The 25,616-nt window shown below is 71.7% G+C and carries 25 protein-coding genes; 16 read left to right on the top strand and 9 right to left on the bottom strand.

The features are described 5' to 3' along the window. Positions 1-35 precede the first annotated feature (35 nt). The 8 genes from ACWC21_RS26660 to pssA all read left to right on the top strand — a co-directional run bounded on the left by ACWC21_RS26660 (position 36) and on the right by pssA (position 9,039). The gene (locus ACWC21_RS26660; protein WP_450885357.1) at positions 36-851 is read left to right on the top strand and encodes a TetR family transcriptional regulator; all 816 of its coding nucleotides are present in this window, start codon (positions 36-38) and stop codon (positions 849-851) included. Between the two features lie 436 nt (positions 852-1,287). Continuing rightward, the gene (ccrA, locus tag ACWC21_RS26655) at positions 1,288-2,631 is read left to right on the top strand and encodes a crotonyl-CoA carboxylase/reductase (RefSeq protein ID WP_450885356.1); all 1,344 of its coding nucleotides are present in this window, start codon (positions 1,288-1,290) and stop codon (positions 2,629-2,631) included. 18 nt (positions 2,632-2,649) lie between these two features. Further along, a complete protein-coding gene (locus ACWC21_RS26650; RefSeq protein WP_450885355.1) occupies positions 2,650-4,677 on the top strand; it encodes a protein meaA in 2,028 nt (675 codons plus the stop codon). Beyond that, positions 4,674-5,636, top strand: a complete 963-nt coding sequence (locus ACWC21_RS26645; RefSeq protein WP_450885354.1) for an HpcH/HpaI aldolase/citrate lyase family protein — start codon at positions 4,674-4,676, stop codon at positions 5,634-5,636. Before ACWC21_RS26650 ends, ACWC21_RS26645 begins: the two co-directional genes overlap by 4 nt. 5 nt (positions 5,637-5,641) lie before the next feature. Next, the gene (locus ACWC21_RS26640) at positions 5,642-6,154 is read left to right on the top strand and encodes a MaoC family dehydratase (RefSeq protein ID WP_450885353.1); all 513 of its coding nucleotides are present in this window, start codon (positions 5,642-5,644) and stop codon (positions 6,152-6,154) included. 2 nt (positions 6,155-6,156) lie between these two features. Beyond that, entirely contained in the window at positions 6,157-7,371 is a 1,215-nt protein-coding gene (locus ACWC21_RS26635; RefSeq protein ID WP_450885352.1) for an acyl-CoA dehydrogenase family protein, read from the top strand. Positions 7,372-7,541: 170 nt separating this feature from the next. Continuing rightward, positions 7,542-8,198: a phosphatidylserine decarboxylase gene (locus tag ACWC21_RS26630; protein ID WP_389153781.1), complete on the top strand. Its 657-nt coding sequence runs from the start codon at positions 7,542-7,544 to the stop codon at positions 8,196-8,198. Between the two features lie 58 nt (positions 8,199-8,256). Then, entirely contained in the window at positions 8,257-9,039 is a 783-nt protein-coding gene (gene pssA, locus ACWC21_RS26625; protein WP_450885410.1) for a CDP-diacylglycerol--serine O-phosphatidyltransferase, read from the top strand. A gap of 88 nt (positions 9,040-9,127) precedes the next feature. Here the strand turns inward: pssA and ACWC21_RS26620 are convergent, their stop codons facing one another. Next, the gene (locus ACWC21_RS26620; RefSeq protein ID WP_450885351.1) at positions 9,128-10,279 is read right to left on the bottom strand and encodes a glycerate kinase; all 1,152 of its coding nucleotides are present in this window, start codon (positions 10,277-10,279) and stop codon (positions 9,128-9,130) included. A 160-nt stretch (positions 10,280-10,439) separates the two neighbouring features. On the opposite strand from ACWC21_RS26620, the gene ACWC21_RS26615 reads away from it, so the two are divergent. The 4 genes from ACWC21_RS26615 (at position 10,440) to ACWC21_RS26600 (ending at position 13,392) form a co-directional block, all read left to right on the top strand. After that, entirely contained in the window at positions 10,440-11,540 is a 1,101-nt protein-coding gene (locus ACWC21_RS26615) for an ADP-ribosylglycohydrolase family protein (protein WP_450885350.1), read from the top strand. After that, the gene (locus ACWC21_RS26610; RefSeq protein WP_450885349.1) at positions 11,541-12,035 is read left to right on the top strand and encodes an NUDIX domain-containing protein; all 495 of its coding nucleotides are present in this window, start codon (positions 11,541-11,543) and stop codon (positions 12,033-12,035) included. It begins immediately after the preceding gene. A gap of 120 nt (positions 12,036-12,155) precedes the next feature. After that, a complete protein-coding gene (locus ACWC21_RS26605) occupies positions 12,156-12,578 on the top strand; it encodes an SseB family protein (protein ID WP_450885348.1) in 423 nt (140 codons plus the stop codon). Positions 12,579-12,642: 64 nt separating this feature from the next. Next, positions 12,643-13,392, top strand: coding sequence for an SIR2 family NAD-dependent protein deacylase (locus ACWC21_RS26600; protein WP_450885347.1), 750 nt, complete (start codon positions 12,643-12,645; stop codon positions 13,390-13,392). Between the two features lie 10 nt (positions 13,393-13,402). Here the strand turns inward: ACWC21_RS26600 and ACWC21_RS26595 are convergent, their stop codons facing one another. After that, on the bottom strand, positions 13,403-14,248 hold the full coding sequence (locus ACWC21_RS26595; RefSeq protein ID WP_450885346.1) for a helix-turn-helix transcriptional regulator: 846 nt from the start codon (positions 14,246-14,248) through the stop codon (positions 13,403-13,405). A 102-nt stretch (positions 14,249-14,350) separates the two neighbouring features. On the opposite strand from ACWC21_RS26595, the gene ACWC21_RS26590 reads away from it, so the two are divergent. Beyond that, on the top strand, positions 14,351-15,046 hold the full coding sequence (locus tag ACWC21_RS26590) for an SDR family NAD(P)-dependent oxidoreductase (protein WP_450885345.1): 696 nt from the start codon (positions 14,351-14,353) through the stop codon (positions 15,044-15,046). Positions 15,047-15,081: 35 nt separating this feature from the next. Here the strand turns inward: ACWC21_RS26590 and ACWC21_RS26585 are convergent, their stop codons facing one another. Both ACWC21_RS26585 and ACWC21_RS26580 read right to left on the bottom strand, forming a co-directional pair. Further along, entirely contained in the window at positions 15,082-15,567 is a 486-nt protein-coding gene (locus ACWC21_RS26585; protein ID WP_450885344.1) for a methylated-DNA--[protein]-cysteine S-methyltransferase, read from the bottom strand. A 20-nt stretch (positions 15,568-15,587) separates the two neighbouring features. Further along, positions 15,588-17,060, bottom strand: coding sequence for an AlkA N-terminal domain-containing protein (locus ACWC21_RS26580; protein WP_450885409.1), 1,473 nt, complete (start codon positions 17,058-17,060; stop codon positions 15,588-15,590). Between the two features lie 128 nt (positions 17,061-17,188). On the opposite strand from ACWC21_RS26580, the gene ACWC21_RS26575 reads away from it, so the two are divergent. Next, positions 17,189-18,349: an MFS transporter gene (locus tag ACWC21_RS26575; RefSeq protein ID WP_450885343.1), complete on the top strand. Its 1,161-nt coding sequence runs from the start codon at positions 17,189-17,191 to the stop codon at positions 18,347-18,349. Positions 18,350-18,407: 58 nt separating this feature from the next. Here the strand turns inward: ACWC21_RS26575 and ACWC21_RS26570 are convergent, their stop codons facing one another. The 5 genes from ACWC21_RS26570 to ACWC21_RS26550 all read right to left on the bottom strand — a co-directional run bounded on the left by ACWC21_RS26570 (position 18,408) and on the right by ACWC21_RS26550 (position 24,228). Beyond that, positions 18,408-18,917 (bottom strand): O-acetyl-ADP-ribose deacetylase, encoded by a 510-nt coding sequence (locus ACWC21_RS26570; protein WP_450885342.1) that lies wholly within the window; start codon positions 18,915-18,917, stop codon positions 18,408-18,410. Further along, positions 18,914-20,332, bottom strand: coding sequence for a phytoene desaturase family protein (locus ACWC21_RS26565; protein WP_450885341.1), 1,419 nt, complete (start codon positions 20,330-20,332; stop codon positions 18,914-18,916). The genes ACWC21_RS26570 and ACWC21_RS26565 overlap by 4 nt, the downstream gene beginning before the upstream one ends. 103 nt (positions 20,333-20,435) lie before the next feature. Beyond that, positions 20,436-21,293 carry an inositol monophosphatase family protein gene (locus tag ACWC21_RS26560; RefSeq protein ID WP_450885340.1) on the bottom strand — a complete coding sequence of 286 codons (858 nt, stop codon included), beginning with the start codon at positions 21,291-21,293 and terminating at the stop codon, positions 20,436-20,438. A 79-nt stretch (positions 21,294-21,372) separates the two neighbouring features. Further along, positions 21,373-23,184, bottom strand: coding sequence for a gamma-glutamyltransferase family protein (locus ACWC21_RS26555; RefSeq protein WP_450885339.1), 1,812 nt, complete (start codon positions 23,182-23,184; stop codon positions 21,373-21,375). Positions 23,185-23,370: 186 nt separating this feature from the next. Further along, positions 23,371-24,228: a hypothetical protein gene (locus ACWC21_RS26550; RefSeq protein ID WP_450885338.1), complete on the bottom strand. Its 858-nt coding sequence runs from the start codon at positions 24,226-24,228 to the stop codon at positions 23,371-23,373. A 242-nt stretch (positions 24,229-24,470) separates the two neighbouring features. On the opposite strand from ACWC21_RS26550, the gene ACWC21_RS26545 reads away from it, so the two are divergent. After that, positions 24,471-24,626, top strand: a complete 156-nt coding sequence (locus tag ACWC21_RS26545) for a hypothetical protein (RefSeq protein WP_450885337.1) — start codon at positions 24,471-24,473, stop codon at positions 24,624-24,626. 303 nt (positions 24,627-24,929) lie between these two features. Continuing rightward, entirely contained in the window at positions 24,930-25,595 is a 666-nt protein-coding gene (locus ACWC21_RS26540; protein WP_450885336.1) for a hypothetical protein, read from the top strand. Positions 25,596-25,616 lie beyond the last annotated feature (21 nt).

Here is a 25,616-nt window from a genome sequence, read left to right as displayed (position 1 = left end):
CGCACCGAGCTGCGGACATGCAGTACGTTCGGGTCATGTCCCAGCCCGCCAAGTCCTCCCGTACACCAGCTACGCCCGACGCGCCGGAAAGTGCCGCAGGCGGCCGTGCCGCCGCCCAGCGGCTCAAGATGCGCCGAGAACTGGCGGCAGCCGCGATGGAGTTGTTCGCGACCAAGGGGTACGAGGCGACCACCGTCGACGAGATCGCCGCCGCGGCCGGGGTCGCGCGCCGCACCTTCTTCCGCCACTTCCGCTCCAAGGAAGAGGCGATCTTCCCCGACCACGACGACACACTGATCCGCGCCGAGGCGGTCCTCAACGCCGCCCCCGCGCACGAGCACCCGCTCGACACCGTGTGCCGCGGCATCAAGGAAGTCATGAAGATGTACGCGGCCCGGCCGGACATCTCGGTCGCCCGCTACAAGCTGACCCGCGAGGTGCCCACCCTGCGCGAGGCGGAGATCGCGTCGGTGGCCCGCTACGAGCGCCTGTTCACCCGCTACCTCCTCGGCCACTTCGACGAGCACGCGCACGACGACGACGCCAACGACGACCCGCTGCTGGCCGAGGTCGCCGCCTCGGCGGTGGTCACCGCCCACAACCATGTGCTGCGGCGCTGGCTCAGAGCGGGCGGCCAGGGCGACGTCGAGGCGCAGCTCGACCACGCTTTCGCGATCGTGCGCAAGACCTTCGGTACGGGCATCGGGGCCGGGCGCGGTGCCGCCCCGCAGCCGGCGACGGCACCCGCCACGGTGTCCCCGCACGGCGAGGTGCTGGTGACGGTGGCCCGGACCGACGCCCCGCTGGACGAGGTCATGCGGACCATCGAGGAGGCCCTCAAGGAGCGCTGAGCGCCCATCGAACGCGCCCTCGTCCTGTGATGACGGCCACCCCACGGGGTGGCCGTTTTGGCATGTCAGGGCATGTTTTCGCGGGCATTTCAGGGGCCGTTCGATCGATCATCGCTCATTTGTTACGTAAAGATTTCAGGTGAGAGCAAGTTCTGGCACTCAGTGCCTTGCGACCTGACACGGGGTGTCATACGTTGAGGGAAGTCCGGGCGGCCGGCGCGCAGCGACCTCTTCGCGCGTCGGCTGTCCCCGCAAGCCGGACGGCCTGCGCGCCCGGACGCCTGCGTCACAGGCAACCTCCCGCGCCACAAAGCGCTGCCGAAGCACCACCGCCGAACCGACGGCAAACCCCACCCAACCCTCAGCAGCACTCATCGCAGCACCGACGAACCCTCAGCGTCCCTCCCTCAGGGCGCTCACCGCCGGAGGCAACACCGTGACCGTGAAGGACATCCTGGACGCGATCCAGTCGCAGGACGCCACGTCCGCCGACTTCGCCGCTCTGCCGCTCCCCGAGTCGTACCGCGCGATCACCGTGCACAAGGACGAGACGGAGATGTTCGCGGGCCTCGCGACCCGCGACAAGGACCCGCGCAAGTCGATCCACCTCGACGAGGTGCCGCTGCCCGAGCTCGGACCGGGCGAGGCCCTGGTGGCCGTCATGGCCTCCTCGGTCAACTACAACTCCGTGTGGACGTCGATCTTCGAGCCGCTGTCGACGTTCGGCTTCCTGGAGCGTTACGGCCGCACCAACGAGCTGGCCAAGCGCCACGACCTGCCGTACCACATCATCGGCTCCGACCTCGCGGGCGTCGTCCTGCGCACCGGTCCCGGCGTCAACGCCTGGAAGCCCGGTGACGAGGTCGTCGCGCACTGCCTGAGCGTGGAGCTGGAGTCGAGCGACGGCCACAACGACACCATGCTCGACCCCGAGCAGCGCATCTGGGGCTTCGAGACCAACTTCGGCGGCCTCGCCGAGGTCGCCCTGGTGAAGTCCAACCAGCTGATGCCGAAGCCCGACCACCTCAGCTGGGAGGAGGCCGCCGCCCCGGGCCTGGTCAACTCCACCGCCTACCGCCAGCTGGTCTCCCGCAACGGCGCCGGCATGAAGCAGGGCGACAACGTGCTCATCTGGGGCGCGAGCGGCGGCCTCGGCAGTTACGCCACCCAGTTCGCGCTGGCCGGCGGCGCCAACCCGATCTGCGTCGTCTCCAGCCCGCAGAAGGCGGAGATCTGCCGCGCGATGGGCGCCGAGGCGATCATCGACCGCAACGCCGAGGGGTACAAGTTCTGGAAGGACGAGAACACCCAGGACCCCAAGGAGTGGAAGCGCTTCGGCAAGCGCATCCGTGAACTCACCGGCGGCGAGGACATCGACATCGTCTTCGAGCACCCCGGCCGCGAGACCTTCGGCGCCTCCGTGTACGTCACCCGCAAGGGCGGCACCATCACCACGTGCGCCTCGACCTCGGGCTACATGCACGAGTACGACAACCGCTACCTGTGGATGTCCCTGAAGCGGATCATCGGCTCGCACTTCGCGAACTACCGTGAGGCATGGGAGGCCAACCGCCTCATCGCCAAGGGCAAGATCCACCCGACGCTGTCCAAGGTCTACTCCCTGGAGGAGACCGGCCAGGCCGCCTACGACGTGCACCGCAACCTCCACCAGGGCAAGGTCGGCGTCCTGTGCATGGCGCCCGAGGAGGGCCTGGGCGTGCGCGACGCGGACAAGCGCGCGCAGCACATCGACGCCATCAACCGCTTCCGGAACATCTGAGGACCGCGGAGGCCATAGATGACTGAGCGTCAGAAGGACCGGCCGTGGCTGATGCGCACGTACGCCGGTCACTCCACCGCCGAGGCGTCCAACGAGCTGTACCGGCGCAACCTCGCCAAGGGGCAGACCGGCCTGTCGGTCGCGTTCGACCTGCCCACGCAGACCGGCTACGACTCCGACCATGTCCTCGCCCGCGGCGAGGTCGGCCGGGTCGGCGTGCCGGTCGCGCACCTCGGTGACATGCGCCGGCTGTTCCAGGACATCCCCCTGGAGCAGATGAACACCTCGATGACGATCAACGCCACGGCCATGTGGCTCCTGGCGCTCTACCAGGTCGTCGCCGAGGAGCAGGGCGCGGACATCACCAAGCTCCAGGGCACGACCCAGAACGACATCGTCAAGGAGTACCTGTCCCGGGGCACCCATGTGTTCCCGCCGGGGCCGTCGCTCCGTCTGACGACCGACATGATCGCGTACACGGTCTCCCACATACCGAAGTGGAACCCGATCAACATCTGCAGCTACCACCTGCAGGAGGCGGGCGCCACGCCGGTCCAGGAGATCGCGTACGCGATGTCGACGGCGATCGCGGTGCTGGACGCGGTGCGCGACTCCGGGCAGGTGCCGCAGGAGCGCATGGGCGACGTCGTCGGCCGTATCTCCTTCTTCGTCAACGCGGGCGTCCGCTTCGTCGAGGAGATGTGCAAGATGCGGGCCTTCGGCCGCATCTGGGACCGGATCACCCGTGAGCGGTACGGCATCGAGGACCCCAAGCACCGCCGCTTCCGCTACGGCGTCCAGGTGAACTCCCTCGGGCTGACCGAGGCGCAGCCCGAGAACAACGTGCAGCGGATCGTCCTCGAGATGCTGGCCGTGACCCTGTCCAAGGACGCACGCGCGCGTGCCGTCCAGCTGCCCGCCTGGAACGAGGCGCTGGGTCTGCCCCGGCCCTGGGACCAGCAGTGGAGCCTGCGCATCCAGCAGGTGCTCGCCCACGAGAGCGACCTGCTGGAGTACGAGGACATCTTCGAGGGCTCGACCGTGATCGAGGCGAAGGTCGGCGAACTCGTCGAGGAGTCCCTCGCGGAGATCGAGCGGATCCAGGAGATGGGCGGCGCGATGGCCGCCGTGGAGTCCGGCTACCTCAAGTCGCAGCTGGTCGCCTCGCACGCCGAGCGCCGGGCCCGGATCGAGTCCGGGCAGGAGAAGATCGTCGGTGTCAACGTCTTCGAGACGACCGAGCCGAACCCGCTGACGGCCGACCTGGACACCGCGATCCAGACGGTCGACCCGGCGGTCGAGGCCCGTGTCATCGCCTCGCTGCAGCGGTGGCGCGACACCCGCTACCAGCCGCCCTTCAACCACCCGCGCCCCTGCAAGGCGCTGGAGAAGCTGAAGGAGGCCGCCAAGGGCACCGACAACCTGATGGAGGCCACCCTGGAGTGCGCCCGCGCCGGGGTCACCACCGGCGAGTGGGCGGGGGCGCTGCGCGAGGTGTTCGGGGAGTTCCGGGCGCCGACCGGGGTCTCCTCCGCTCCGGTGGCGGTCACCGCCGAGGCGGGCTCGGCCCTCGCCGACGTCCGCGCCCGGGTGGACGCGACCGCCCGCGACCTGGGCGTGGGCAAGCTGCGCTTCCTGGTCGGCAAGCCGGGCCTGGACGGGCACTCCAACGGCGCCGAGCAGATCGCCGTACGGGCCCGGGACGCCGGCTTCGAGGTGGTCTACCAGGGCATCCGGCTGACGCCGGAGGAGATCGTGGACGCGGCCCTCGCCGAGGACGTGCACGCGGTCGGCCTGTCGATCCTGTCCGGTTCGCACGCCCAGCTGGTGCCGGACGTGCTGGAGCGGCTCCGTGTGGCCGGTGCCACAGATATCCCGGTGATCGCAGGTGGCATCATCCCGAACGGTGACGCCGAACAGCTGAGGTCCGCCGGTGTGGCGGCGGTGTTCACCCCGAAGGACTTCGACATCACCGGAATCATCGGCCGCATCGTCGACGAGATCCGGAAAGCGAACCAGCTCGACCCCCTGGAGGTCCCCGCATGACGACCGTCAACCGCCTTCGCCCGCGGCGTTCCTGCCTGGCCGTACCGGGCAGCAATCCGCGCTTCCTGGAGAAGGCGCAGGGCCTCCCGGCCGACCAGGTCTTCCTCGACCTGGAGGACGCGTGCGCGCCGCTCGCCAAGCCGGAGGCGCGGCACACCATCGTCAAGTTCCTCAACGAGGGCGACTGGACGGGCAAGACGCGGGTGGTGCGGGTCAACGACTGGACGACCGAGTGGACCTACCGCGACGTCGTCACCGTGGTCGAGGGCGCGGGCCAGAACCTCGACTGCATCATGCTGCCGAAGGTGCAGGACGCCCAGCAGATCGTCGCGCTGGACCTGCTGCTGACCCAGATCGAGAAGACGATGGGCTTCGAGGTCGGCCGGATCGGCATCGAGGCGCAGATCGAGAACGCCCAGGGCCTGAACAACGTCAACGAGATCGCGCAGGCCTCCCCGCGCGTCGAGACGATCATCTTCGGCCCGGCCGACTTCATGGCCTCCATCAACATGAAGTCGCTGGTGGTGGGCGAGCAGCCGCCCGGTTACCCGGCGGACGCCTACCACTACATCCTGATGAAGATCCTGATGGCCGCCCGCGCCAACGACCTCCAGGCGATCGACGGCCCCTACCTGCAGATCAGGAACGTGGACGGCTACCGCGAGGTCGCCCAGCGTGCCGCCGCCCTCGGCTTCGACGGCAAGTGGGTGCTGCACCCGGGCCAGGTCGAGGCGTCCAACGAGATCTTCTCGCCGTCGCAGGAGGACTACGACCACGCCGAGCTGATCCTGGACGCGTACGACTACTACACGTCCGAGGCCGGCGGCAAGAAGGGCTCCGCGATGCTCGGCGACGAGATGATCGACGAGGCCAGCCGCAAGATGGCGCTGGTCATCGCGGGCAAGGGCCGGGCGGCGGGTATGCGGCGCACCGGCAAGTTCGAGATCCCGGAGGCGTGACGGCCATGCAGTTCGGACGCACCTACGAGGAGTTCGAGGTCGGGGCGACGTACAAGCACTGGCCGGGCAAGACGGTCACGGAGTACGACGACCACCTGTTCTGTCTCCTCACCATGAACCACCACCCCCTCCACATGGACACGAACTATGCGGAGAAGACGACGGACTTCGGCAAGAACGTCGTCGTCGGGAACTACATCTACTCCCTCCTGCTGGGCATGTCCGTCCCGGACGTCTCCGGCAAGGCGATCGCCAACCTGGAGATCGAGTCGCTCAGGCACGTGGCGCCGACCTTCCACGGGGACACGATCTACGGCGAGACCACCGTGCTCGACAAGTGGCCGTCGAAGTCGAAGAACGACCGCGGCATCGTCCACGTCGAGACCAAGGGCTACAAGCAGGACGGCACCCTCGTGTGCGTCTTCCGCCGCAAGGTGATGGTGCCGACCGAGACGTACATCAAGGAGCGCGGCGGCGAGCAGCCGGGCCGCCCGGAACCCGAGCAGCAGGAGAAGTAGGCATGGCCCGTCTCGCCCAGACCGCCGGTCTGACCGACGTCCAGCAGGAGATCCTCTCCACCGTACGGGATTTTGTCGACAAGGAGATCATTCCTGTCGCGACCGAGCTGGAGCACCGCGACGAGTACCCGCAAGCGATCGTCGACGGGCTGAAGGAACTCGGCCTGTTCGGTCTGATGATCCCCGAGGAGTACGGGGGCCTGGGCGAGTCGCTGCTGACCTACGCCCTGTGCGTCGAGGAGATCGCCCGCGGCTGGATGTCGGTCTCCGGCATCATCAACACGCACTTCATCGTGGCGTACATGCTCAAGCAGCACGGCACGCAGGAGCAGAAGGACCACTTCCTCCCCCGGATGGCGGCCGGCGACATCAGGGGCGCGTTCTCGATGTCGGAGCCGGGCCTCGGCTCCGATGTGTCGGCGATCACGTCGAAGGCGGTGAAGGACGGCGACGAGTACGTCCTGAACGGCCAGAAGATGTGGCTGACGAACGGCGGAACCTCGTCCCTGGTGGCCGTCCTGGTCAGAAGTGACGAAGGACACTCCCCTTCGGAAACGGCCACGGCGCCGCACAAGTCGATGACGACCTTCCTGGTGGAGAAGGAGCCCGGCTTCGGCGAGGTCCGGCCCGGCCTCACCATCCCCGGCAAGATCGACAAGATGGGCTACAAGGGCGTCGACACCACCGAGCTCATCATGGACGGCCTGCGCGTTCCGGCCGATCGGGTGCTCGGCGGCGTCACCGGCCGAGGTTTTTACCAAATGATGGACGGCGTGGAGGTCGGGCGCGTCAACGTGGCGGCGCGTGGCTGCGGTGTCGCCCAGCGCGCGTTCGAGCTGGGTGTCCGGTACGCCCAGCAGCGGCACACCTTCGGCAAGCCGATCGCCCAGCACCAGGCCATTCAGTTCAAGCTCGCGGAGATGGCTACCAAGGTCGAGGCCGCGCATGCGATGATGGTCAACGCGGCACGCAAAAAGGACTCCGGTGAGCGTAACGACCTCGAGGCTGGGATGGCGAAGTACCTCGCCTCCGAGTACTGCAAGGAGGTCGTGGAGGACGCCTTCCGGATCCACGGCGGCTACGGCTTCTCCAAGGAGTACGAGATCGAGCGCCTCTACCGTGAGGCCCCGATGCTGCTGATCGGTGAAGGTACCGCCGAGATCCAAAAAATGATCATCGGTCGCAGGCTGCTCGAGGAGTATCGGTTCCAAGGCTGATTGTCCGGGTGCGGGGTGTTTTCTTCGAGAAGAAGATCACACCCCGTAAACGCTGTTCTGCCGCCGACTCGGCTTCCTGGCTTGCCCAGTTGTGGCCCGCGACCGGTACGATCCCGGGAAAGCCGCCGTCCCCCGTTCCAGCGCGGCATCATCCGCTACGAAGGTCATCCATGCCCCACAGCCAAACCTCTGCACCTCGCGACAGCCGAGCCGGCGTACGCCTTGCGCGCGGAGCATCGCCGTGGCTTCTCCCGACCGTCGCCACCGCAGCCCTCAGCCTGGCCCGCGCACGCCGCTCCGGCGCCGCCAAGGCCGTCGCCGTGCCCGCCACCGCGCTCGCGGCGGGCATGCTGTGGTTCTTCCGCGACCCCGAGCGCGAGATCGCCCAGGGCCGGGTCATCTCGCCGGCCGACGGTGTGGTGCAGAGCATCATGCCGTGGAAGGACGGGCGCACCCGCGTTGCGATCTTCATGAGCCCGCTCAATGTTCACGTCAACCGCGCGCCCCTCTCGGGCACCGTGACGTCGGTCGAACACATCCCCGGTGGCTTCGTTCCCGCCTTCAACAAGGAGAGCGAGAACAACGAGCGCGTAGTCTGGCATTTCGACACCGAACTCGGCGACATCGAGATGATCCAGATCGCCGGTGCGGTGGCCCGGCGCATCGTGCCGTACATCCCGCAGGGGACGAAGGTCGAGCAGGGCGACCGCATCGGTCTGATCCGCTTCGGCTCGCGTGTCGACCTCTATCTGCCCGAGGGCGTGGAGGTCGCGGTCGAGGTCGGCCAGAAGACCGTGGCTGGGGTGACTCGCATTGACCGTGATTGATCCGGAGACGCAGGCCGGCTGGGCGCCGGGCCCCGACGAGGTGGACGAAGAGGAGGAGATGCCCCTCTCGCTCCGCCTGTCGATAGCGGACACCCTCACCCTCGGCAACGCCACCTGCGGGTTCATGGCGGTGTACTTCACCACCACCGGCATCCTGATCCCGCACCTCACGGGTGACCAGGAGACGGGCATGGCCCGCCACAGCGCGGCCACGGCGGTCATCCTGATGCTGTGCGCGGCGGTCTTCGACCTGTTCGACGGCCTGGTGGCGCGCAAGCTGCGGTCGTCGCCGATGGGCGCGGAGCTGGACAACCTCTCGGACCTGATCAGCTTCGGCCTCGCTCCCGCGTACTTCGTCCTCGTCTACGGCATGGTCGCGGACGACGCGCACCAGAGAGTCGCGGCGCTGGGGGCGATCGTGGTGCTGCTGGCCGTGGTGCTACGTCTGGCGCGCTTCTCGTGCGTGACCGTACCGAACGGCATGTTCCAGGGCATGCCCTCCCCGTTCGGTGCGCTGACCGTGGTCTCGATCGTGCTCCTCGAGCTGCCCTTCGTGGCGACGCTCCTGGCGATCCTGGGCACGGCCTGGCTGATGGTGAGCCGGGTCGAGTACCCCAAGCCGCGGGGCCGCCTCGCGGTGGCGATGCTGTCCTGGATCGTCGTGTCGATGGGGCTGCTGGCGGCCTGGGCGTTCGACGCCCCGAGCGGGCAGCTGCTCCTCCAGACGGGCTGCGCCCTCCAGCTGGTCACGGGCGCGGTGATCCCCCTGTTCGCCACGGCTCGCCGGGTGAACAACTTCCGCGACAACCGGCGGGAGGCGCGGGCGGCTCAGCTGCCGTAGCGCTCGCGTCGACGTGGGCCCCGGATCCTTCTCTTTCAGGTCCGGGGCCTTTGCGTGGCGTCCGGCACCGCGGGGTCGCCCGGCGCGGTCAGGTCAGCCAGTCCCTGGCGATCGACTCCGCCACCCGCTCCAGGGTGGGCCCCGCGTCGGCGATGCACTTCGCCACGTCCGGCTCGACGCCGGTCAGGGGGTACGCCTGCCGGATCCCGGCCCGCACCAGCGCGTCCGGGGTCAGCGCCAGCCGCCCGCACACCGCTACGACGTCCTTGCCGGCGGCGCGCGCCGCCGCGGCGACCCCGGCGGGGGCCTTGCCGTGCAGTGTCTGCTCGTCGAGGGAGCCCTCACCGGTGATCACCAGGCCGGCCCGGGCGAGCGCGGGCCCAAAGCCGAGGACGTCGAGCATCACCTCGATGCCGGGACGGAAGGCGGCCCCCAGGAGAAGGGCGCCGTAGCCGATGCCGCCGGCCGCGCCCGCGCCCGGAGAAGCCGCGTACTCCACCGCCCGCGGCCCCACCGCCGCCTCCAGCACCTTCGCGTAGTGCGTCAGCGCCGCGTCGAGGGCCGCCACGTCGTCCGGCGAGGCCCCCTTCTGCGGCCCGTACACCGCGGGCGCACCCTTCGGACCGGTCAGCGGGTTGTCCACATCGCTGGCCAGCACCAGCTCCACCGAGGACAGCCTCGGGTCCAGACCCGTGAGGTCCGCGCTCGCGAGCCCGGCCAGTCCTCCCCCGCCCGGCGGCACCGGCTCCCCGTCCGCGTCCAGGAACCGCGCGCCCAGCGCCGTCAGCATCCCCGCCCCGCCGTCCGTCGTCGCGCTGCCGCCGACGCCGAACACGATGGTCCTCGCCCCGGCGTCCAGCGCGGCCCGCAGCAGTTCCCCGGAGCCGTAGGTGGAGGCCGTCAGCGGGGCGAAGACGCCGGCCGGCAGCCGCTGCAACCCGCTGGCCTCGGCCATCTCCACGACCGCGGTACCGCCGCGCAGCGCGAACGCGGCGGTCACCTCCTGCCCGAGCGGCCCGGCCACCCGGACCTCCCGCCGTTCGAACCCGGCGGCGACCGCGGCGTCCACGGTCCCGTCACCGCCGTCGGCCACCGGCAGCGCCTCCACCCGCAGGCCCGGCACGACCCGGCGCAGACCGGCCGTCACCCGCTCGGCGACCTGCACGGCCGTCAGCGAGCCCTTGAACTTGTCCGCGGCGACGAGCACCCCTCGGGTCCCGTCCACTGCAGCGTCCGCCACCTTGCTTTCCCCTTGCTCTCCGGGCCCTTCGCACGTCGGGGCCTGCCGCGCCGCTGCGACCTTAGCCGCAGGACGGCCCCGCCGTCATGCGGTGCCCGAAGCCTGGGAACCTCCTGGCAGCCTGCTGTGCCGAAAGCGGAAAGCGGGTACATCTGAAGCCATGACCGCTGTGCACACCGGGCCGGAACTCGCCGACCGCATCCTCGGCGGCTGGGTGGGGCGGATCGCCGGCAACATGCTGGGCAAACCGGTCGAGCAGGGCGAGGTGTGGACGCGCGAGCGCATCGACCGCTACCTGCGGCACGCCGCCGCCCTGCCGCTCACCGACTACCTGCCCGAACCGGCCGACGAGAGCGACGGCCGGGCGCTGCGCCCCGAGTGGCGCCAGTGCGTGCGCGGCCGCGTCGACGGCAGCTGCCGCGACGACGACGTCGACTACGCGATCCTCGGACTGCACCTGCTGGAGACCCACGGCTTCGGCTTCAGCACCGAGCAGGTGGGCGACCTGTGGCTGCTGCGGCTGCCGTACCTGCAGACGTTCACGGCGGAGCGGGCGGCCTACCGCAATCTCGCCGGCGGTCTGAAACCCCCGCTGACGGCCACGCACGACAACCCGTACCAGGAGTGGATCGGCGCCCTGATCCGCGCCGACGTCTACGGCTGGACCAGTCCGGGCGCCCCGCACCGCGCCGCCGGGCTGGCCCGCCGGGACGCGGTACTGTCCCACACCGGCAACGGCGTGTACGGGGCGATGTTCGCGGCGGCGCTGATCTCGGCCGCGTTCACCGCCCCGACCGTACGCCACGCCCTGGACACCGCACTCACCGTCGTACCGGCGAGCTGCCGCCTGGCCCGTGCCGTTCGCCGGGTCGCCACCCTGCACGAGACCGGGATGACGTGGGAGGACACCCTCACCACGGTGTGCGAGGAGACCGCCGGGCTCGGCTGGATCCACACCGTCCCCAACGCGGCCGTACTCACCGCGGGCCTCCTCTACGGCGACGGAGACTTCACCCGCACCATCGCCCTCACCGTCCGCGGCGGCCTGGACACCGACTCCAACGGCGCCACCGCAGGGTCGGTGGCCGGGGTCCTGAACGGTGCGGCGGCCATCCCGGCCCAGTGGAAGGACCCGCTCCGGGACACGGTCCGCAGTGCGGTGTTCGGCTTCGACGGCGTGCGGATCAGTGCGCTGGCGGAACGCACCCTGCGCCTGGCGACGGCGGAGTTCGAGCAGCCTGCCCCCGGTTACCCTGCCTGAGTGACCAGCAACGAAGACTTCGCCGCGTACATCGCGGGCCTGCCGCGTGTCCTCTCCGGCGCCGCCGCCCTCTTCCGGGACGCCGAGGGCCGGGTCCTGCTCGTCGAGCCGAACTACCGCGAGGGCTGGGCCCTGCCGGGCGGGACCGTCGAGTCGGACGACGGGGAGACCCCGCGCCAGGGCGCACGCCGCGAGACACTGGAGGAGATCGGGCTCGACGTGGAGCCCGGCCGGCTGCTGGCCGTGGACTGGGTGCACGGGACGGGACGCCCGCCGCTGGTGGCGTACCTCTACGACGGCGGTGTCCTCGCCGAGGACGACTTCAAGGCGATCCGCCTGCAGGAGGAGGAACTCCTGTCCTGGCGACTCGTCCCCCGCGAGGAGCTCACCGCCCACCTGCCCGGCGCCCTGGGACACCGGGTCCTCGCCGCCCTGGACGTACTGGCGGAGGGGGCCGGGACGGCCGAGCTGGAGAACGGCCGGCGCGTCGGCTGACCGATTGGGCGGTATATCCCATTTATCGACCGAACCCGGTTTGAAGGGCGTGCTGGGCAGGGACTCGGGCCGCCAGGCGCGCACACCCAGCAGCGCCATGAAGTGGAGGAGGCCGATCCCATGAGCACACCGCACCCCGACGACCATGCACGGGCCGACGCGACCTCCGCGGCCGAGAACACCCAGGCCGCGCTGATCGACCTCGCGAACAGCATCGCCCTGGTCCCGCAGGCACTGCCGCCCGAGGGCGAGCGGCCTCCCGAAGGCGCGCTCGCCCTGCCCGTGATCGAGCAGGACGGCAACCGGTACGTCCCCGTCTTCACCTCGGACGACGCACTGGCCGCGGCCGGCGCCGACCCTGACACGGCGATCAGGATCCCGGTCGTCGAGCTGGCCGTGAGCTGGCCCCAGGACGATCTGTGGCTGGCGGTCGACCCGTCCACCGAGGACGGCATCGCCCTCCCCTCCGACCTGGTACGGGCACTGCCCCAGTACGCCGGGATCGGCGCGTCGGGGCGGCCGGAGGGACCGGAGGAAGCCTGACCGGCCAACGAGGCCGCGCGATATGCGCTCGCCTCCCGGCGGGCGCGCGTCCTACTCTCGGCCCATGAACGGCCCTCTCGTAGCCATACTCAGCGGCGCAGGCATCTCGACCGACTCCGGAATCCCCGACTACCGCGGTCCGAACGGGCTGTGGCGGCGGGATCCCGAGGCCGAGAAGCTGGTGACGTACGAGTACTACATGGGCGATCCGGAGATCCGGCGGCGCTCCTGGCAGATGCGGCGCCGGAACCGGACGCTCAAGGCCGAACCGAACGCCGCGCACCGGGCCGTCGCCGAGCTGGAGAAGTCGGGCGTCCCGGTCCGCGTGATCACCCAGAACGTGGACGGGCTGCACCAGCTCGCCGGCATGCCCGCCCGCAAGGTCCTCGAACTGCACGGCACCGCCCGTAGCGTCGTCTGCACGCGGTGCCACGCGCGCGGCCCCATGGAGGACGCCCTGGCCAGGGTCGAGGCGGGCGAGGACGATCCCTCGTGCCTGGAGTGCGGCGGCATCCTCAAGTCCGCCACCGTGATGTTCGGCGAACGCCTCGACCCGGCGGTGCTCGGCGAGGCCGTGGCCATCACCAAGGCCTGCCAGGTGTTCATCGCCGTCGGCACCAGCCTCCAGGTACAGCCCGCCGCCGGCCTCGCGGGCCTCGCCGCCGACCACGGCGCGCGGCTGATCATCGTGAATGCCGAGCCCACCCCCTACGACAGCCGGGCCGACGAGGTCGTGCGCCGGCCGATCGGTGTCGCGCTGCCCGAGCTGCTGCGGGAGCTCGGCGCGCCGCGCGGCGACCGGGCATCGGGCTGAGAACCGGCCCTCAGGAGCCGTGGACGTGGACGCCGTTCGTGACCCGCAGGAACCGCAGCCTTTCGGCGTCGACGGAACCCGCGGCCACCGTGTAGACGACGAGGCGGATGTCGCTGCCCGGGACGGTGAGCACGTCGCAGTCGCACGTCACCTCGCCGACCTGGGGGTGCAGGACGACCTTGCGGGCCGAGACGTGCGGGCCGACCGCACCCTCGTCCCACAGCCGGGCGAACTCCGCACTGGCGGAGCGCAGTTCCGCGACGAGGCCGATCAGTCCCTGGTCGCGGGGGTAGTCGACGAGGGCGGTGCGCAGGTCGGCGACGAGGGCGGAGTTCAGGGCGTCGCCTTCCTGGAGCACGGGCCAGGCCGCGAGTCCTGAGGGCCCTGTGGCGAAGACCGCCCGCACCAGGTTCCGCTCGGCATGGGTCCGTGCGCCGGGGTCGCCCAGCAGCGCCGCCCACGCGGGAGTCCAGGACAGCAGGGTCCAGTCGGCGCTGAACACGCCCACGGGGAACTCCCCGAGGCGGGCGAGCATCCGCTGGACCCCCGCCGGCACGTGCGTGGAGATCGTCCCCGCCTGTGGCGGGAGGAGGCCGGCAAGCCGGTAGGCGTGATCGCGCTCCACGGGCTCCAGCTGCAGCGCCCTGGCCAGGCTCGCGACGACCTGGGCGGAAGGGCTCGTGGCGCGTCCCTGCTCCAGCCGCACCACGTAGTCGACCGACAGCCCGGCGAGTTCGGCGAGCTCCTCGCGCCGCAATCCCACCGCACGTCGTCCGGGTCGCGGGGTCCGCCCGACGTCGACGGGAGAAAGCCGGTCGCGCCAGCGGCGCAATGCCGTGCCAAGGGTCTCGTCCACCCGACCATTGTGTCCGCCGGAAGGGCACTCTGCCTGGTACTGGCGGTCCTACCGTCGCGGAGGGCACTGGTTCTCCTCTCGTCACCGGCCGAGAGTGAGCACATGACGACAACGTTCATCACAGGAGCCAACAAGTCCCTCGGGTACGAGACCGCCCGCCGGTTGATCGAGGCCGGCCACACCGTCCTCGTCGGCGCGCGCGATCCGGAGCGTGGTCGGGCGGCCGCCGACGCGCTCGGTGCCCGCTTCGTCCGGATCGACGTGACCGACGACGCCTCGGTGGCCGCGGCCGCCGCCGACGTCGCGGCTCGCGAGGGCGGTATCGACGTCCTGATCAACAACGCCGGTGTCTTCGGCCCACACAGCCCCGCCGACGAGCTCACGGCCGCCGACGCGAGCACGGTGTTCGAGGTCAACGTCGTCGGGATCGTCCGGGTGACGCACGCGTTCCTGCCTCTGCTGCGCAAGTCCGCGCACCCGGTCATCGTCAACGTGTCGAGCGGCATGGGGTCGTTCGCGGCGACCCACGATCCCGAGCGCGTCGAGTCCCGGCCCGTCGCACCGCTCTACACGGCGTCGAAGGCCGCCGTGACCATGCTGACCACGCAGTACGCCAAGGCCTGGCCGGACGTGAAGGTGAACGCGGCCGACCCGGGCTACACCGCGACCGACTTCAACGGGCACAGCGGCCCGCAGACCGTGACGGAGGGCACCGACGCGATCGTCGAACTCGCCACCATCGGGGCGGACGGACCGACCGGGACCTTCCGTGACCGTCACGGTGCGATGGCCTGGTGAACCCGCCGCGAGAGCGGCCGGCACCCCAGGGATTCCTAGAACAACGCCGTGCCCCGCTCGAAGTCCAGCAGGCGCTGCTTGCGGTCGAGGCCGCCGCCGTAGCCGGTGAGGGCGCCGCCCGAACCGATCACCCGGTGACAGGGGACGATGATGCCGACCGGGTTCCGGCCGTTGGCCAGACCGACGGCCCGGGAGGCGGCCGGCTTGCCGAGGGCGGCGGCGAGTTCGCCGTAGGAGCGGGTCTCGCCGTAGGGGATGCGGCGCAGCTGGTCCCAGACGCTGCGCTGGAACGGGGTTCCCTCCAGGCGCAGTTCGAGGGTGAACTCCTTCAGTTCTCCGGCGAAGTAGGCCGCGAGCTGGTCCCGCGCCTCGGCGAAGGGCGTGTCGTCGCGGTCGCCGAAGGTCTCCTCGGGTGGGCGGTGGCGCTGGTCGGTCATGTAGAGGCCGCACAGGACGCCGTCCTCGCCGGCGACGAGGGTGAGGGGGCCGTAGGGGCTGTCGATGACGGTGTGCTGCTTCACTGGATTGTCCTCGGCTGTTCTCATACGGGCAGGAAGTTGATCGGGTGGCTGTCGGTCGCCCACAGGTACTGGACGGCGTACGCCCGCCAGGGGCGCCAGGCCGCCGCGCGGGCGGTGAGCGCCGCCGGGGTGGAGGGCAGGCCCAGTTCCTGGGCCGCGCGCCGGATTCCGAGGTCGGTGGGGAGGAAGGCGTCGGGGTCGCCGAGGGCGCGCATCGCGATGACGTCCACGGTCCACGGGCCGAAGCCGGGGAGGCCGAGGAGCCGGGCGCGGGTCTCGGCCCAGTCGCTCTCCACACCCAGGTGGAGTGCTCCGTCGGCCAGTTGACGCACCAGGGTGGTGAACGTGGTGCGCCGGGTGCGGGGCATCGCCAGCGCCTCCGGGTCGAGGGCGGCGAGCGCCTCGGGTGAGGGGAACAGGTGGGTGAGGCCACCCTCGGGGTCGTCGACGGGCGTGCCGTGCGCGGTGACCAGACGGGCGGCGTGGGTGCGGGCCGCGGCCGTGGAGACCTGCTGGCCGAGGACGGCGCGGACGGCGAACTCGGCCTCGTCGACGGTGCGTGGCACACGCCGGCCGGGGGCCTTGTCGACCAGGGGTGCGAGGAGCGGGTCCGTGCGCAGCTGGTCGTCGACGGCGACCGGGTCGGCGTCCAGGTCGAGCAGCCGGCGGCAGCGGCTGATGGCGACGGTGAGGTCACGCAGGTCGCTGAGGGTGAGCCGGCAGGCGATGTGGTCCGGCCGGGGGGCCAGTGCCACGATGCCGTGCCCGCACGGCAGCCGGAGCGTGCGCCGGTAGGCGCCGTCCCGCCACTCCTCGACGCCGGGCACCGCGGTCGCCGCCAGGTGGCCGAAGAGGTTGTCGGGGTTGAGCGGGGCACGGAACGGCAGGCGCAGCGACAGGGCGCCCGGTGCGGTGGCGGTGCCGTTGTTCTTCGGCGCCCGGGCCCGCAGTTCGCTCGGCGCGAGGGCGAAGACCTCACGGACGGTGTCGTTGAAGGTGCGGATCGAGGCGAACCCGGCCGCGAAGGCGATCTCCGCCATGGGCAGCGGGGTGGTCTCGATGAGCAGGCGGGCGGTCTGGGCGCGCTGGGCGCGGGCCAGAGCGAGCGGGCCGGCGCCCAGCTCGGCGAGGAGCTGGCGTTCGACCTGGCGGGTGCTGTAGCCGAGGCGGGCGGCGAGACCGGGTACGCCGTCTCGGTCCACGACCCCGTCGGCGATCAGCCGCATGGCGCGGGCCACCAGGTCGGCGCGCTGGTTCCACTCCGGGGAGCCCGGGCTGGTGTCGGGGCGGCAGCGTTTGCAGGCCCGGAAACCGGCCTGCTGGCAGGCGGCCGCGCTCGGGTAGAAGGTCATGTTCGCGGGCTTGGGCGGCACGACCGGGCAGCTGGGCCGGCAGTAGATACGGGTGGTGGTCACGGCGGTGAAGAACCAGCCGTCGAATCGGGCGTCCTTCGACTGCACGGCGCGCACACAGCGCTCCCGGTCGGCGTGCATCCCTGTCTGCATGGATCCAGGATCTCCCACCCGCCCGGGCCGGGCTGGCGGAAATCCGACATGGACCTCGCCTGTCCTGCGCCTGCCTGGGCCCCGGTTCGGGTGGGGCGGTCGGTACGCTGCTCGCCATGGACCGAGGTCGGGTGTGGCCGCTGTACGCCGCCGGTTTCACCACCGCGTTCGGCGCACACGGTGTCGCCGCGAGCCTGGGTGCCCGCTCCGCCGACGCGGTCACCTCCCTGTGGGTGCTGGGCGGCCTGCTGGCACTGTACGACGGCGCCGAGGTGCTGCTGAAGCCGGTGTTCGGCACACTGGCCGACCGGGTCGGGGCGCGCCCGGTGCTGCTGGGCGGGCTCGCCGCCTTCGCCGCCGCGTCCGCGGTGTACGCCGTCGCGGGCTCGCCCGGCTGGCTGTGGGCGGCTCGGCTGGGCCAGGGCGCGGCGGCCTCCGCGTTCTCCCCGGCGGCGTCCGCGCTGGTGGCCCGGCTGCATCCGGCCGCCGGCCGGGGGCGGGCGTTCGGGAGCTACGGCTTCTTCAAGTCCGTGGGGTACACGCTGGGTCCGCTGCTGGGCGGGGTGCTGGTGTGGGCGGGCGGGCTGCGGCTGCTGTTCGGGGTGCTGGCGGTGCTGGGCGCGGTGGTGGCGGTGTGGGCGCTGGCCGCCGTGCCCCGTGTGCCGCCGCTCCCCCGGGCCCGGCAGACGCTGCTCGATCTCGGGCGGCGGCTGTCCGATCCGGCGTTCCTGGTACCGACGGCGGCCCTCGCGGGGGCGACGGCGGCGCTGTCGGCCGGGGTGGGCTTCCTGCCCGTTTCGGGGAAGGTGGCGGGGTTCGGCACGGTGGCGACCGGTGCGGCGGTGTCGCTGCTGGCGGCCTGCGCGGCCGTCGTCCAGCCCCGCGCCGGACGAGCACTGGACGCGGGGCGGCTGACGGCCGGCACCGGCCTGGCCCGGGGACTGCTGCTCGCGGCGGCGGGCCTGGCCGCGGCGATGCTGCCGGGGCCGGCCGGTGTGCTCCTCGCCGCCGCGCTGATCGGCGTCGGCACGGGTCTGATCACCCCGCTGGGCTTCGCCGCTCTGGCGTCGGCCACTCCCCCGGAGCGGTTGGGCCAGACCATGGGAGCGGCGGAACTGGGGCGCGAACTCGGGGACGCGGGCGGCCCGTTGCTGGTGGCGGCCGTGGCGTCGGCGGCGACGCTGACATACGGGTACGGGGTGCTGGCGGCGGTGCTGGCGCTGGGGCCGGTGGCTGCGATCGCAGGGCGGCGGGTACGGCGCCGCAACGGCGGCTGACCGGTCGTACCGGCCGGCGGACGGCGCGGCGCACGGCCTCGACGTGGCCGGGGGCCGCTCAACGCAGCTGCGCGGCGAACGCCTCGTACGCCCGCTCGTCGAAGAGAACGAACCTGACCTCTTCCACCTCGGTCTCCGCCTCCCGGACCGCTGCCACCGCGATGCGGGCGGCGTCCGTCATCGGCCACCCGTAGACGCCGGTCGAGATGGCCGGGAACGCGACGGTCCGCGCCCCCAGCTCGTCCGCGACCCGCAGTGACTCCCGGTAGCAGGAGGTCAGGAGCGACGGATCACTGCCGGAAGCCCGGTGGACGGGGCCGACGGTGTGGATCACCCAGCGGGCGTCCAGGTCGCCGGCCGTGGTGGCGACCGCCCGGCCGGTGGGCAGGCCCCGGCCGAGGTGGGCGGCGCGGAGCCGACGGCATTCCTCGAGGATCGCGGGGCCGCCGCGTCGGTGGATCGCCCCGTCGACGCCCCCGCCGCCGAGGAGGGAGGAGTTGGCCGCGTTGACGATCGCGTCGACGGTCTGCCGGGTGATGTCACCGCGCACGAGGGTGATGGCGGTCATCTCTGTCGCAGCCTCCGCCACACGGCCCTGGCCGCGTTGTGCCCCGACATGCCGTGCACGCCGGGCCCCGGCGGGGTGGCGGAGGAGCAGATGAACACGGCCGGATGGGGGGTGTGGTACGGGAACAGGGTCAGCTTGGGGCGCATCAGGAGCTGCAGTCCGGAGGCCGCGCCGGAGGCGATGTCGCCGCCGACGTAGTTGGCGTTGCGGGCGGCCAGTTCGGGCGGGCCGGCGGTGGCGCGGGCCAGGATCCGGTCGCGGAAGCCGGGGGCGAAGCGCTCCAGCTGGCGTTCTATGGCGTCCGTGAGGTCGCCGGTCCAGCCGTTCGGCACATGGCCGTAGGCCCAGAAGACGTGTTTGCCGTCGGGGGCCCGGGTGGGGTCGGCGACCCCGGGCTGCACGGTGATGAGGAAGGGCGGGTCGGGTGCGCGGCCCTGCCGGTACACCGCGTTCAGGGCGGCACCGATCTCGGCGCTGTCCGCGCCGATCTGGACGGTGCCGGCGCGCCGGGCCTCGGGCGCGGTCCACGGGACCGGGCCGTCCAGCGCGTAGTCGATCTTGAACACTGCGGGGCCGTAGCGGTAGCGGTCGTAGTAGCGGCCGAAGCCGGCGATGCGGGCCAGCGCGGTGGGTGAGGTGTCGAAGACGTACGCGCGCGCGGGCGGCAGGTCGTCGAGGCGCTTGACCTCGTAGTCGGTGTGCACGGTGCCGCCGAGGTCCTTCAGGTAGGCGGCGAGGGCGTCGGAGACGGACTGGGAGCCGCCGCGGGCCACGGGCCAGCCGCGGGCGTGTGCGGACAGGGCGAAGACCAGGCCGATGGCGCCGGTGGCGAAGCCGTCGAGGGGTGCGATGACGTGGGCGACGAGACCGGAGAAGAGGGCCTTGGCGCGCTCGTCGTGGAAGCGGCGCATCAGCCAGGTGGAGGGCGGCAGCCCGGCCAGGCCGAACCGGGCCAGGGTCACCGGGTCGCGCGGGAGTGCGGTGAGCGGCAGGGACATGAAGTCCCGGACCAGGGTGTCCCACCGGGTCAGGAACGGGGTGACCAGCCTGCGGTAGGCCCCCGCGTCGCGCGGCCCGAAGGAGGCCGCCGTCTCGGCGACGGACCGGGCCAGCACGGCGGCCGTGCCGTCCGGGAACGGGTGGGCCATGGGCAGTTCCGGCTGCAGCCACTCGAGGCCGTACCGTTCCAGGGGCATCGCGCGGAAGGCCGGCGAGTTGATGCCGAGGGGGTGGGCCGCGGAGCAGGGGTCGTGGCGGAAGCCGGGCAGGGTGAGCTCTTCGGTGCGGGCTCCCCCGCCCACGGTGTCGCGGGCCTCGAAGAGGGCGACGGAGAATCCGCGGCGGGCCAGTTCCACGGCGGCCGTCAGGCCGTTCGGTCCCGCACCCACCACGACCGCATCGAGCATCGACGGCACCTTGGGACCCCTTCGTCAGCCATGGCCACTCGGCTTCAGCATATGCCGGGGCACGGGCGGTCCCCGGCGCGGGTGGGTTCACCCGGGTGGTGCGGGCGGCCGGTCAGGCCCGGGGCAGCAGCAGGTCCACCACCCGGCGGGCGGTGGCCGCGTCCCGGGCCGCGGTGAAGGGCAGGGCGTTGCCGCCGGTGATCCGGAACGGTTCGCCCGCGAGCGTGAGGTGGGCGCCGCCCGCCTCCTCGACCAGCAGCAGCCCGGCCGTGTGGTCCCAGGCCGCCTCCCAGGAGAAGGCGGTCGCGTCCAACTCGCCGCGGGCGACGGCCAGGTACTCCAGGCCCGCGGAGCCGCAGGGGCGGGGCGCGACGCCCTGCGTCCACAGGCCGAGCAGGGCCCGCTTCTGCTCGTCGGTGGTGAAGTCAGGGTGGGAGGTGGCGACGCGCAGGTCCCGGCCGGGGTCGGGGGTGCCGGCGTGCAGCGGTTCGCCGTCCAGGAAGGCGCCCTTGCCCCGGACGGCGGTGGCCAGTCGGTCGTGGACGGGCGCGTAGGTCCAGGAGGCGAGCGTGACGCCGCGGTGGGCGAGGGCCACCAGCGTGCAGAAGCCCTCGTCGCCGTGCACGAACTGCCGTGTGCCGTCGACGGGGTCGATGATCCACACGGGTGCGTCGCCCTGGATGGCCCGGTACGTCGCCGGGTCGGCGTGCACCGCCTCCTCGCCGACGACGAGGGAGCCGGGCAGCAGTGCGCCGAGCCTGTCGGTGAGGTGGAGCTCCGCCAGGCGGTCGGCGTCGGTCACCAGGTCGTGGGGGCCGCTCTTCTGGTCGATGTCGTGCGCGGCGAGCCGGCGGAAGCGGGGCAGGATCTCGGCGGCGGCCGCCTTGCGGATCGCTTCCTCCACGTCGGCCGCGTGGCGGGTGAGGAACGTGTCGAGAAACTCGTCGATGGTTTCCGTGTGTCCGGTCATGCCCCCATGAGAGCACGTGGCACTGACAATCCCCGCCGGGGTGGTGGACACCGGGTGGAATCGGGTTGAAGAAGCGGGGTCACCGTCCCACCGCATACCCCTGCATTCCGCGCGGATTGGCCGCCGCCGACAGGATGCCGCTCTCCGGATCCCGGGCGACCGCGCAGAGGCGGCCCTCCGACCAGGCCGGACCGACCGTGACATGGTGGCCGCGGCGCCGGAGTTCGCCGACGGTCTCCGGGGCGAGGCGGGACTCGACGGTCACGCTGCCGGGGCGGGTGCCGCGCGGGTAGAAGGAACTCGGGAAGCTGTCGCTGTGCCAGTTCGGTGCGTCGATGGCACCTTGGAGGTCGAGGCCGCCGCGGACGGGGGTTCGCAGGGCGGCGGCCAGGAAGAACTGCAGCTGCCACTGGTCCTGCTGGTCGCCGCCGGGGGTGCCGAAGGCCATGACGGGCACGCCGTCGCGCAGCGCCAGGGACGGGGTGAGGGTGGTGCGGGGGCGGCGGCCGGGAGTGAGGGTGTTCGGCAGGCCCTCCTCCAGCCAGGCCATCTGCAGCCGGGTGCCGAGGGGGAAGCCGAGCTCGGGGACGACCGGGTTGGACTGGAGCCAGCCACCGCTCGGCGTCGCGGCGATCATGTTGCCCCAGCGGTCGACGACGTCGAGGTGGCAGGTGTCGCCACGCGTGCCGCCATGGGCGGAGACCTCGGCCTCCCCCGGGATCTTCATCACGGTGGGCTCGCCGACGCCCATCGGGTCGAAGCCCGGTTCCGCGTCGGTCCTCACGCGCGCGTGGAGGGGCAGCCGGGGCTCCCGCCCGCCGGGGCTGCCGGGCCTCAGTTCGTAGGAGGCCTGCGCGCCCACGAGCCGCCGCCGCCCGGCGTTGTAGCCCTCCGACAGCAGCGCGTCCAGCGGGACCCCGGCCGCGTCCCCGTACCAGGCCTCCCGGTCGGCCATGGCCAGCTTGCAGCCCTCGACGAGCAGGTGGACGTGGTCGGCCGAGCCGTAGGGGGGCAGTTCCGGCGGGAGCAGGGCGAGTTGCTGGAGCAGGGCGGGGCCCTGGCTCCAGGGACCTGCCTTGCACACGGTCCAGCCGTTCCAGTCGTACGTCACCGGCGTCTCGTAGGTCGCGGACCACCCGGCGAGGTCGGCGGCGGTGAGTGTGCCGGTGTGCCGTTCGCCGCTGGTGTCGAGGGTGGGGCGGGCGGCCTGCCGGACGAGCGCCTCGGCGATGAAGCCCGTGCGCCAGACCTCGCGGGCGGCCTCGATGCGTGCCTCACGGTCCCCGGCCCCGGCGGTCAGGGCGAGCAGCCGCTTCCAGGTGGCGGCCAGGGCGGGGTTGCGCAGCAGCTCGCCGGTCCGGGGTGCCCGGCCGCCGGGGAGGTACACCGCCGCCGAGGAGGTCCACTCGGTCTCGAACAGCTCCCGTACCGTCTCCACGGTGGCGCCGACGTTCTCCACGGGCGCGTGCCCGTGCTCGGCGTATCCGACGGCGTACTTCAGGACGTCGTCGAGGGACTTGGTGCCGTGGTCGCGCAGGAGCAGCATCCAGGCGTCGAACGCGCCGGGCACGGCCGCGGCGAGCGGCCCCGTGCCGGGAACGAGATCCAGCCCGAGTCCCCTGTAGTGCGCGGCCGTGGCCCCTGCCGGCGCCACGCCCTGCCCGCACAGCACGCGCACCTCGCCGCCGGCCGGGGCGAGCAGCATCGGCACCTCACCCGCGGGCCCGTTGAGGTGCGGCTCGACGACGTGCAGCACGAACGCGCCGGCGACGGCCGCGTCATAGGCGTTGCCGCCGTCCTCCAGCACGGCCATCGCCGACTGGGAGGCCAGCCAGTGGGTGGACGACACCATGCCGAAGGTGCCCTGGAGGGTGGGGCGGGTCGTGAACATACGGCCTCTCACCTCGCTGTTTACGCGTACCGGCCCGGGCGACGGGCCGTCAGGACGGGTCCTGGGGAGAATCTATTGACACCAGGGACCTCCTCCTTCCACTCCCCCAGAAGGCCATCGATCGCCCCCGACGAGCCGGAGATGGTGCAATCATCGCGGCCACGCGTCCCGGCCGACCGCGGGCGGTCAATTCGAGAACCCCGCCACCTCGTTTTCCGGCTCCACGCCCCGGTCTGACTGCGCCTGCTGCTGCCCGTGGCGCAGTGGCCGGGCGGGGCCCGGGAGCCGGTTCGGGTCGGGGCTGTCGATGCCCAGTGCCAGGCGAAGCTGTGACATGTAGAGGTCGACCTCGAAGGCGCGGTATCCGCAGGTCTGACCTCCGCCTGGATCCCTGAACGTTCCGGGATGCGTTCTGAGCAGGTGTTTCAGAAGGCTTTCATTCGACCGCGTCCGTACCTCCTGGAGGAATTTGTCCACTGCGGAGATGTCGTACAGCGGCCGGCTTCCGGATGAGCGATGGTCCCAACGCTCCACTGCGAATCGGGGTGCCGGCACCGCTTCGAGGAGCTGGACCATGGCGTCGGTCCGGCGGCGTGCCTCTTCGCGTTCGGCAGCCTCGTCCGTACGCCGGGCGTCGAGGCCGACGGTGACGCGCTCCTCCAGCTCCGAGAGCCTCTCGGCCGCGGCTGCGAGGGCCTGCTCGAGCACCTCGATCCTGCTCCGGGCTTCGTGGACCTCCACGGCCAGGCTCTCGGTGGGACGCCGGTGCAGGTCGTCCTGGTGAGCCCGCCGCCATGCCTGAAGCCACGGCTCCCAGGTCTGCCCGCATCCCGCCGTGATGAACGCCTTGAAGGTGGCTTCCCGGGGGAAGACCCTGCCGTTGAGCAGGCCGGAGACGGTCCCGGTCGACAGGTTTCCCTTCTTGGCGACCTGGTTGCCGCTGAGGTCCAGGCAGGCCATGAGCTCCTTCGCGGCGAGCGCGAGTTGCAGCGAGGACGTCACCTGTGCCGGATCCGGCAGCGGGCGAGCAGGGTAAGTCGTCATGAATTCCCCTCAGCCGTAGGCCAACACCGTAATTGAACGGGCCTTCCCAACAGGGGCTTTCCCGGCAATGCGACGGTGTTCGTAGTTGCCGTGCGATAAGGGGATCTGCGGCTGCCCAGGGGCCCGGATCTCTGCTGTCCTGGTCCCGGTTGCTCGCCGAGCCACACGTTCCGCCCTCGCCCCGCCTTGCGGGACGGCAGACGTTTCCGACCCGCGGACCACTCCCACAGGAGGTCGACTCCATGTCCAACGACCCGCAGGACCGCCACTCCGTGGCCATCGCCCTCCTGGGCACGACGCTCGCCGGGCTGGTCGCCGTGGCGTACCCGGTCCTGATCCCCGCCCTGGGCATCGCGTTCGCCGCCTTCATGGCCCTGACCGTGTTCCTGAAACTGTGACCTCGGCCTGCGGCCGGCGGCCTTCTCGCCCAGGGCCTCGAGGTCGACGCCGTGATCGATGCCGAGGGCCTGGTCGGCGAGATCGTCCACGGCGGTCCCGTGTCGGAGCAGGAGCGCCGAGCACGCGCGTGGCCGGCGATACGCCGCGGGCTCTCGACTGCCTCGCGCACCTGTCCCGAAGTGATCAAGCAGGCACGGAGCGAGTTCGCACTTCCACCCCACAGGGAGTCGTGTGACACTGTCGTCCCCCCGGCGGTACGGACCCCTCCGTGCCGCACACCGCTCCCTCACGAGAAGTGCGCCGTGCCCTCACTTCCCCTGCCGCTCGCCCTGACCGCGCGTCTGTCGCCGGTGGCCGTACTGGCCACGGCCGGCTGGGCGCTGGCGTCCGGTCCGCCGGCGCCGGCCGCCGGGCACCGGCCGGCCGTGGCCGGTGCGGCCGCCCCGGCGCCCTCGGCGCCCTCCGCCACCGCGGCGTCCAGGACGTACACCGTCGCGCCCGCACCCTGCGGCAGCATCACGCCCAAGACCGTCACATCGCTGGTGCCCGGGGCGAAGACGGCGGGCAAGGAGATCCGGTCCACGGACACCAAGCTGCGCCGCACCTGCTCCTGGAACGCCCTGAAGGGGTACGACTACCGCTGGCTCGACGTGTCGTTCGAGCTCATGGGGTCGAGCCAGGCGGCCGAGCAGGAGTACAAGCAGCGCATCACCGACAAGAGCGGCGGAGGGGACGTTCCGGGCGTCGGTGACTCCGGGTACTCGGTGGTGAACCTGACCACCGAGGACAAGCAGCAGACCCGCGAGGGCGTGGTGCTGGTGCGGGTCTCCAACGCGCTGGTGGTGGTGACGTACAACGGCAGCGACTTCGGGACGAAGAAGGCGCCCGGCACGGATGCGATCAACACGGGCGCCATCAAGGCGGCCAAGGACGCGGTGACGGCCCTGGAGGGCAGCAGGAGCGGCTGACGCCCTCCGGGGCCGGCGGCA

Source organism: Streptomyces sp. NPDC001348 (assembly GCF_053597535.1).
The sequence above is the reverse complement of the archived record's forward strand: the minus strand, read 5'-3'. Positions and strand labels throughout refer to the sequence as shown.

Coding starts and splice junctions, on each gene's coding strand:
- ACWC21_RS26660 (WP_450885357.1), top strand. CDS start 36: ATGTCCCAGCCCGCCAAGTCCTCCCGTACACCAGCTACGCCCGACGCG.
- ACWC21_RS26650 (WP_450885355.1), top strand. CDS start 2,650: ATGACTGAGCGTCAGAAGGACCGGCCGTGGCTGATGCGCACGTACGCC.
- ACWC21_RS26645 (WP_450885354.1), top strand. CDS start 4,674: ATGACGACCGTCAACCGCCTTCGCCCGCGGCGTTCCTGCCTGGCCGTA.
- ACWC21_RS26640 (WP_450885353.1), top strand. CDS start 5,642: ATGCAGTTCGGACGCACCTACGAGGAGTTCGAGGTCGGGGCGACGTAC.
- ACWC21_RS26635 (WP_450885352.1), top strand. CDS start 6,157: ATGGCCCGTCTCGCCCAGACCGCCGGTCTGACCGACGTCCAGCAGGAG.
- ACWC21_RS26630 (WP_389153781.1), top strand. CDS start 7,542: ATGCCCCACAGCCAAACCTCTGCACCTCGCGACAGCCGAGCCGGCGTA.
- pssA (WP_450885410.1), top strand. CDS start 8,257: ATGCCCCTCTCGCTCCGCCTGTCGATAGCGGACACCCTCACCCTCGGC.
- ACWC21_RS26615 (WP_450885350.1), top strand. CDS start 10,440: ATGACCGCTGTGCACACCGGGCCGGAACTCGCCGACCGCATCCTCGGC.
- ACWC21_RS26605 (WP_450885348.1), top strand. CDS start 12,156: ATGAGCACACCGCACCCCGACGACCATGCACGGGCCGACGCGACCTCC.
- ACWC21_RS26600 (WP_450885347.1), top strand. CDS start 12,643: ATGAACGGCCCTCTCGTAGCCATACTCAGCGGCGCAGGCATCTCGACC.
- ACWC21_RS26590 (WP_450885345.1), top strand. CDS start 14,351: ATGACGACAACGTTCATCACAGGAGCCAACAAGTCCCTCGGGTACGAG.
- ACWC21_RS26580 (WP_450885409.1), bottom strand. CDS start 17,060: ATGCACGCCGACCGGGAGCGCTGTGTGCGCGCCGTGCAGTCGAAGGAC.
- ACWC21_RS26575 (WP_450885343.1), top strand. CDS start 17,189: ATGGACCGAGGTCGGGTGTGGCCGCTGTACGCCGCCGGTTTCACCACC.
- ACWC21_RS26570 (WP_450885342.1), bottom strand. CDS start 18,917: ATGACCGCCATCACCCTCGTGCGCGGTGACATCACCCGGCAGACCGTC.
- ACWC21_RS26560 (WP_450885340.1), bottom strand. CDS start 21,293: ATGACCGGACACACGGAAACCATCGACGAGTTTCTCGACACGTTCCTC.
- ACWC21_RS26555 (WP_450885339.1), bottom strand. CDS start 23,184: ATGTTCACGACCCGCCCCACCCTCCAGGGCACCTTCGGCATGGTGTCG.
- ACWC21_RS26550 (WP_450885338.1), bottom strand. CDS start 24,228: ATGACGACTTACCCTGCTCGCCCGCTGCCGGATCCGGCACAGGTGACG.
- ACWC21_RS26545 (WP_450885337.1), top strand. CDS start 24,471: ATGTCCAACGACCCGCAGGACCGCCACTCCGTGGCCATCGCCCTCCTG.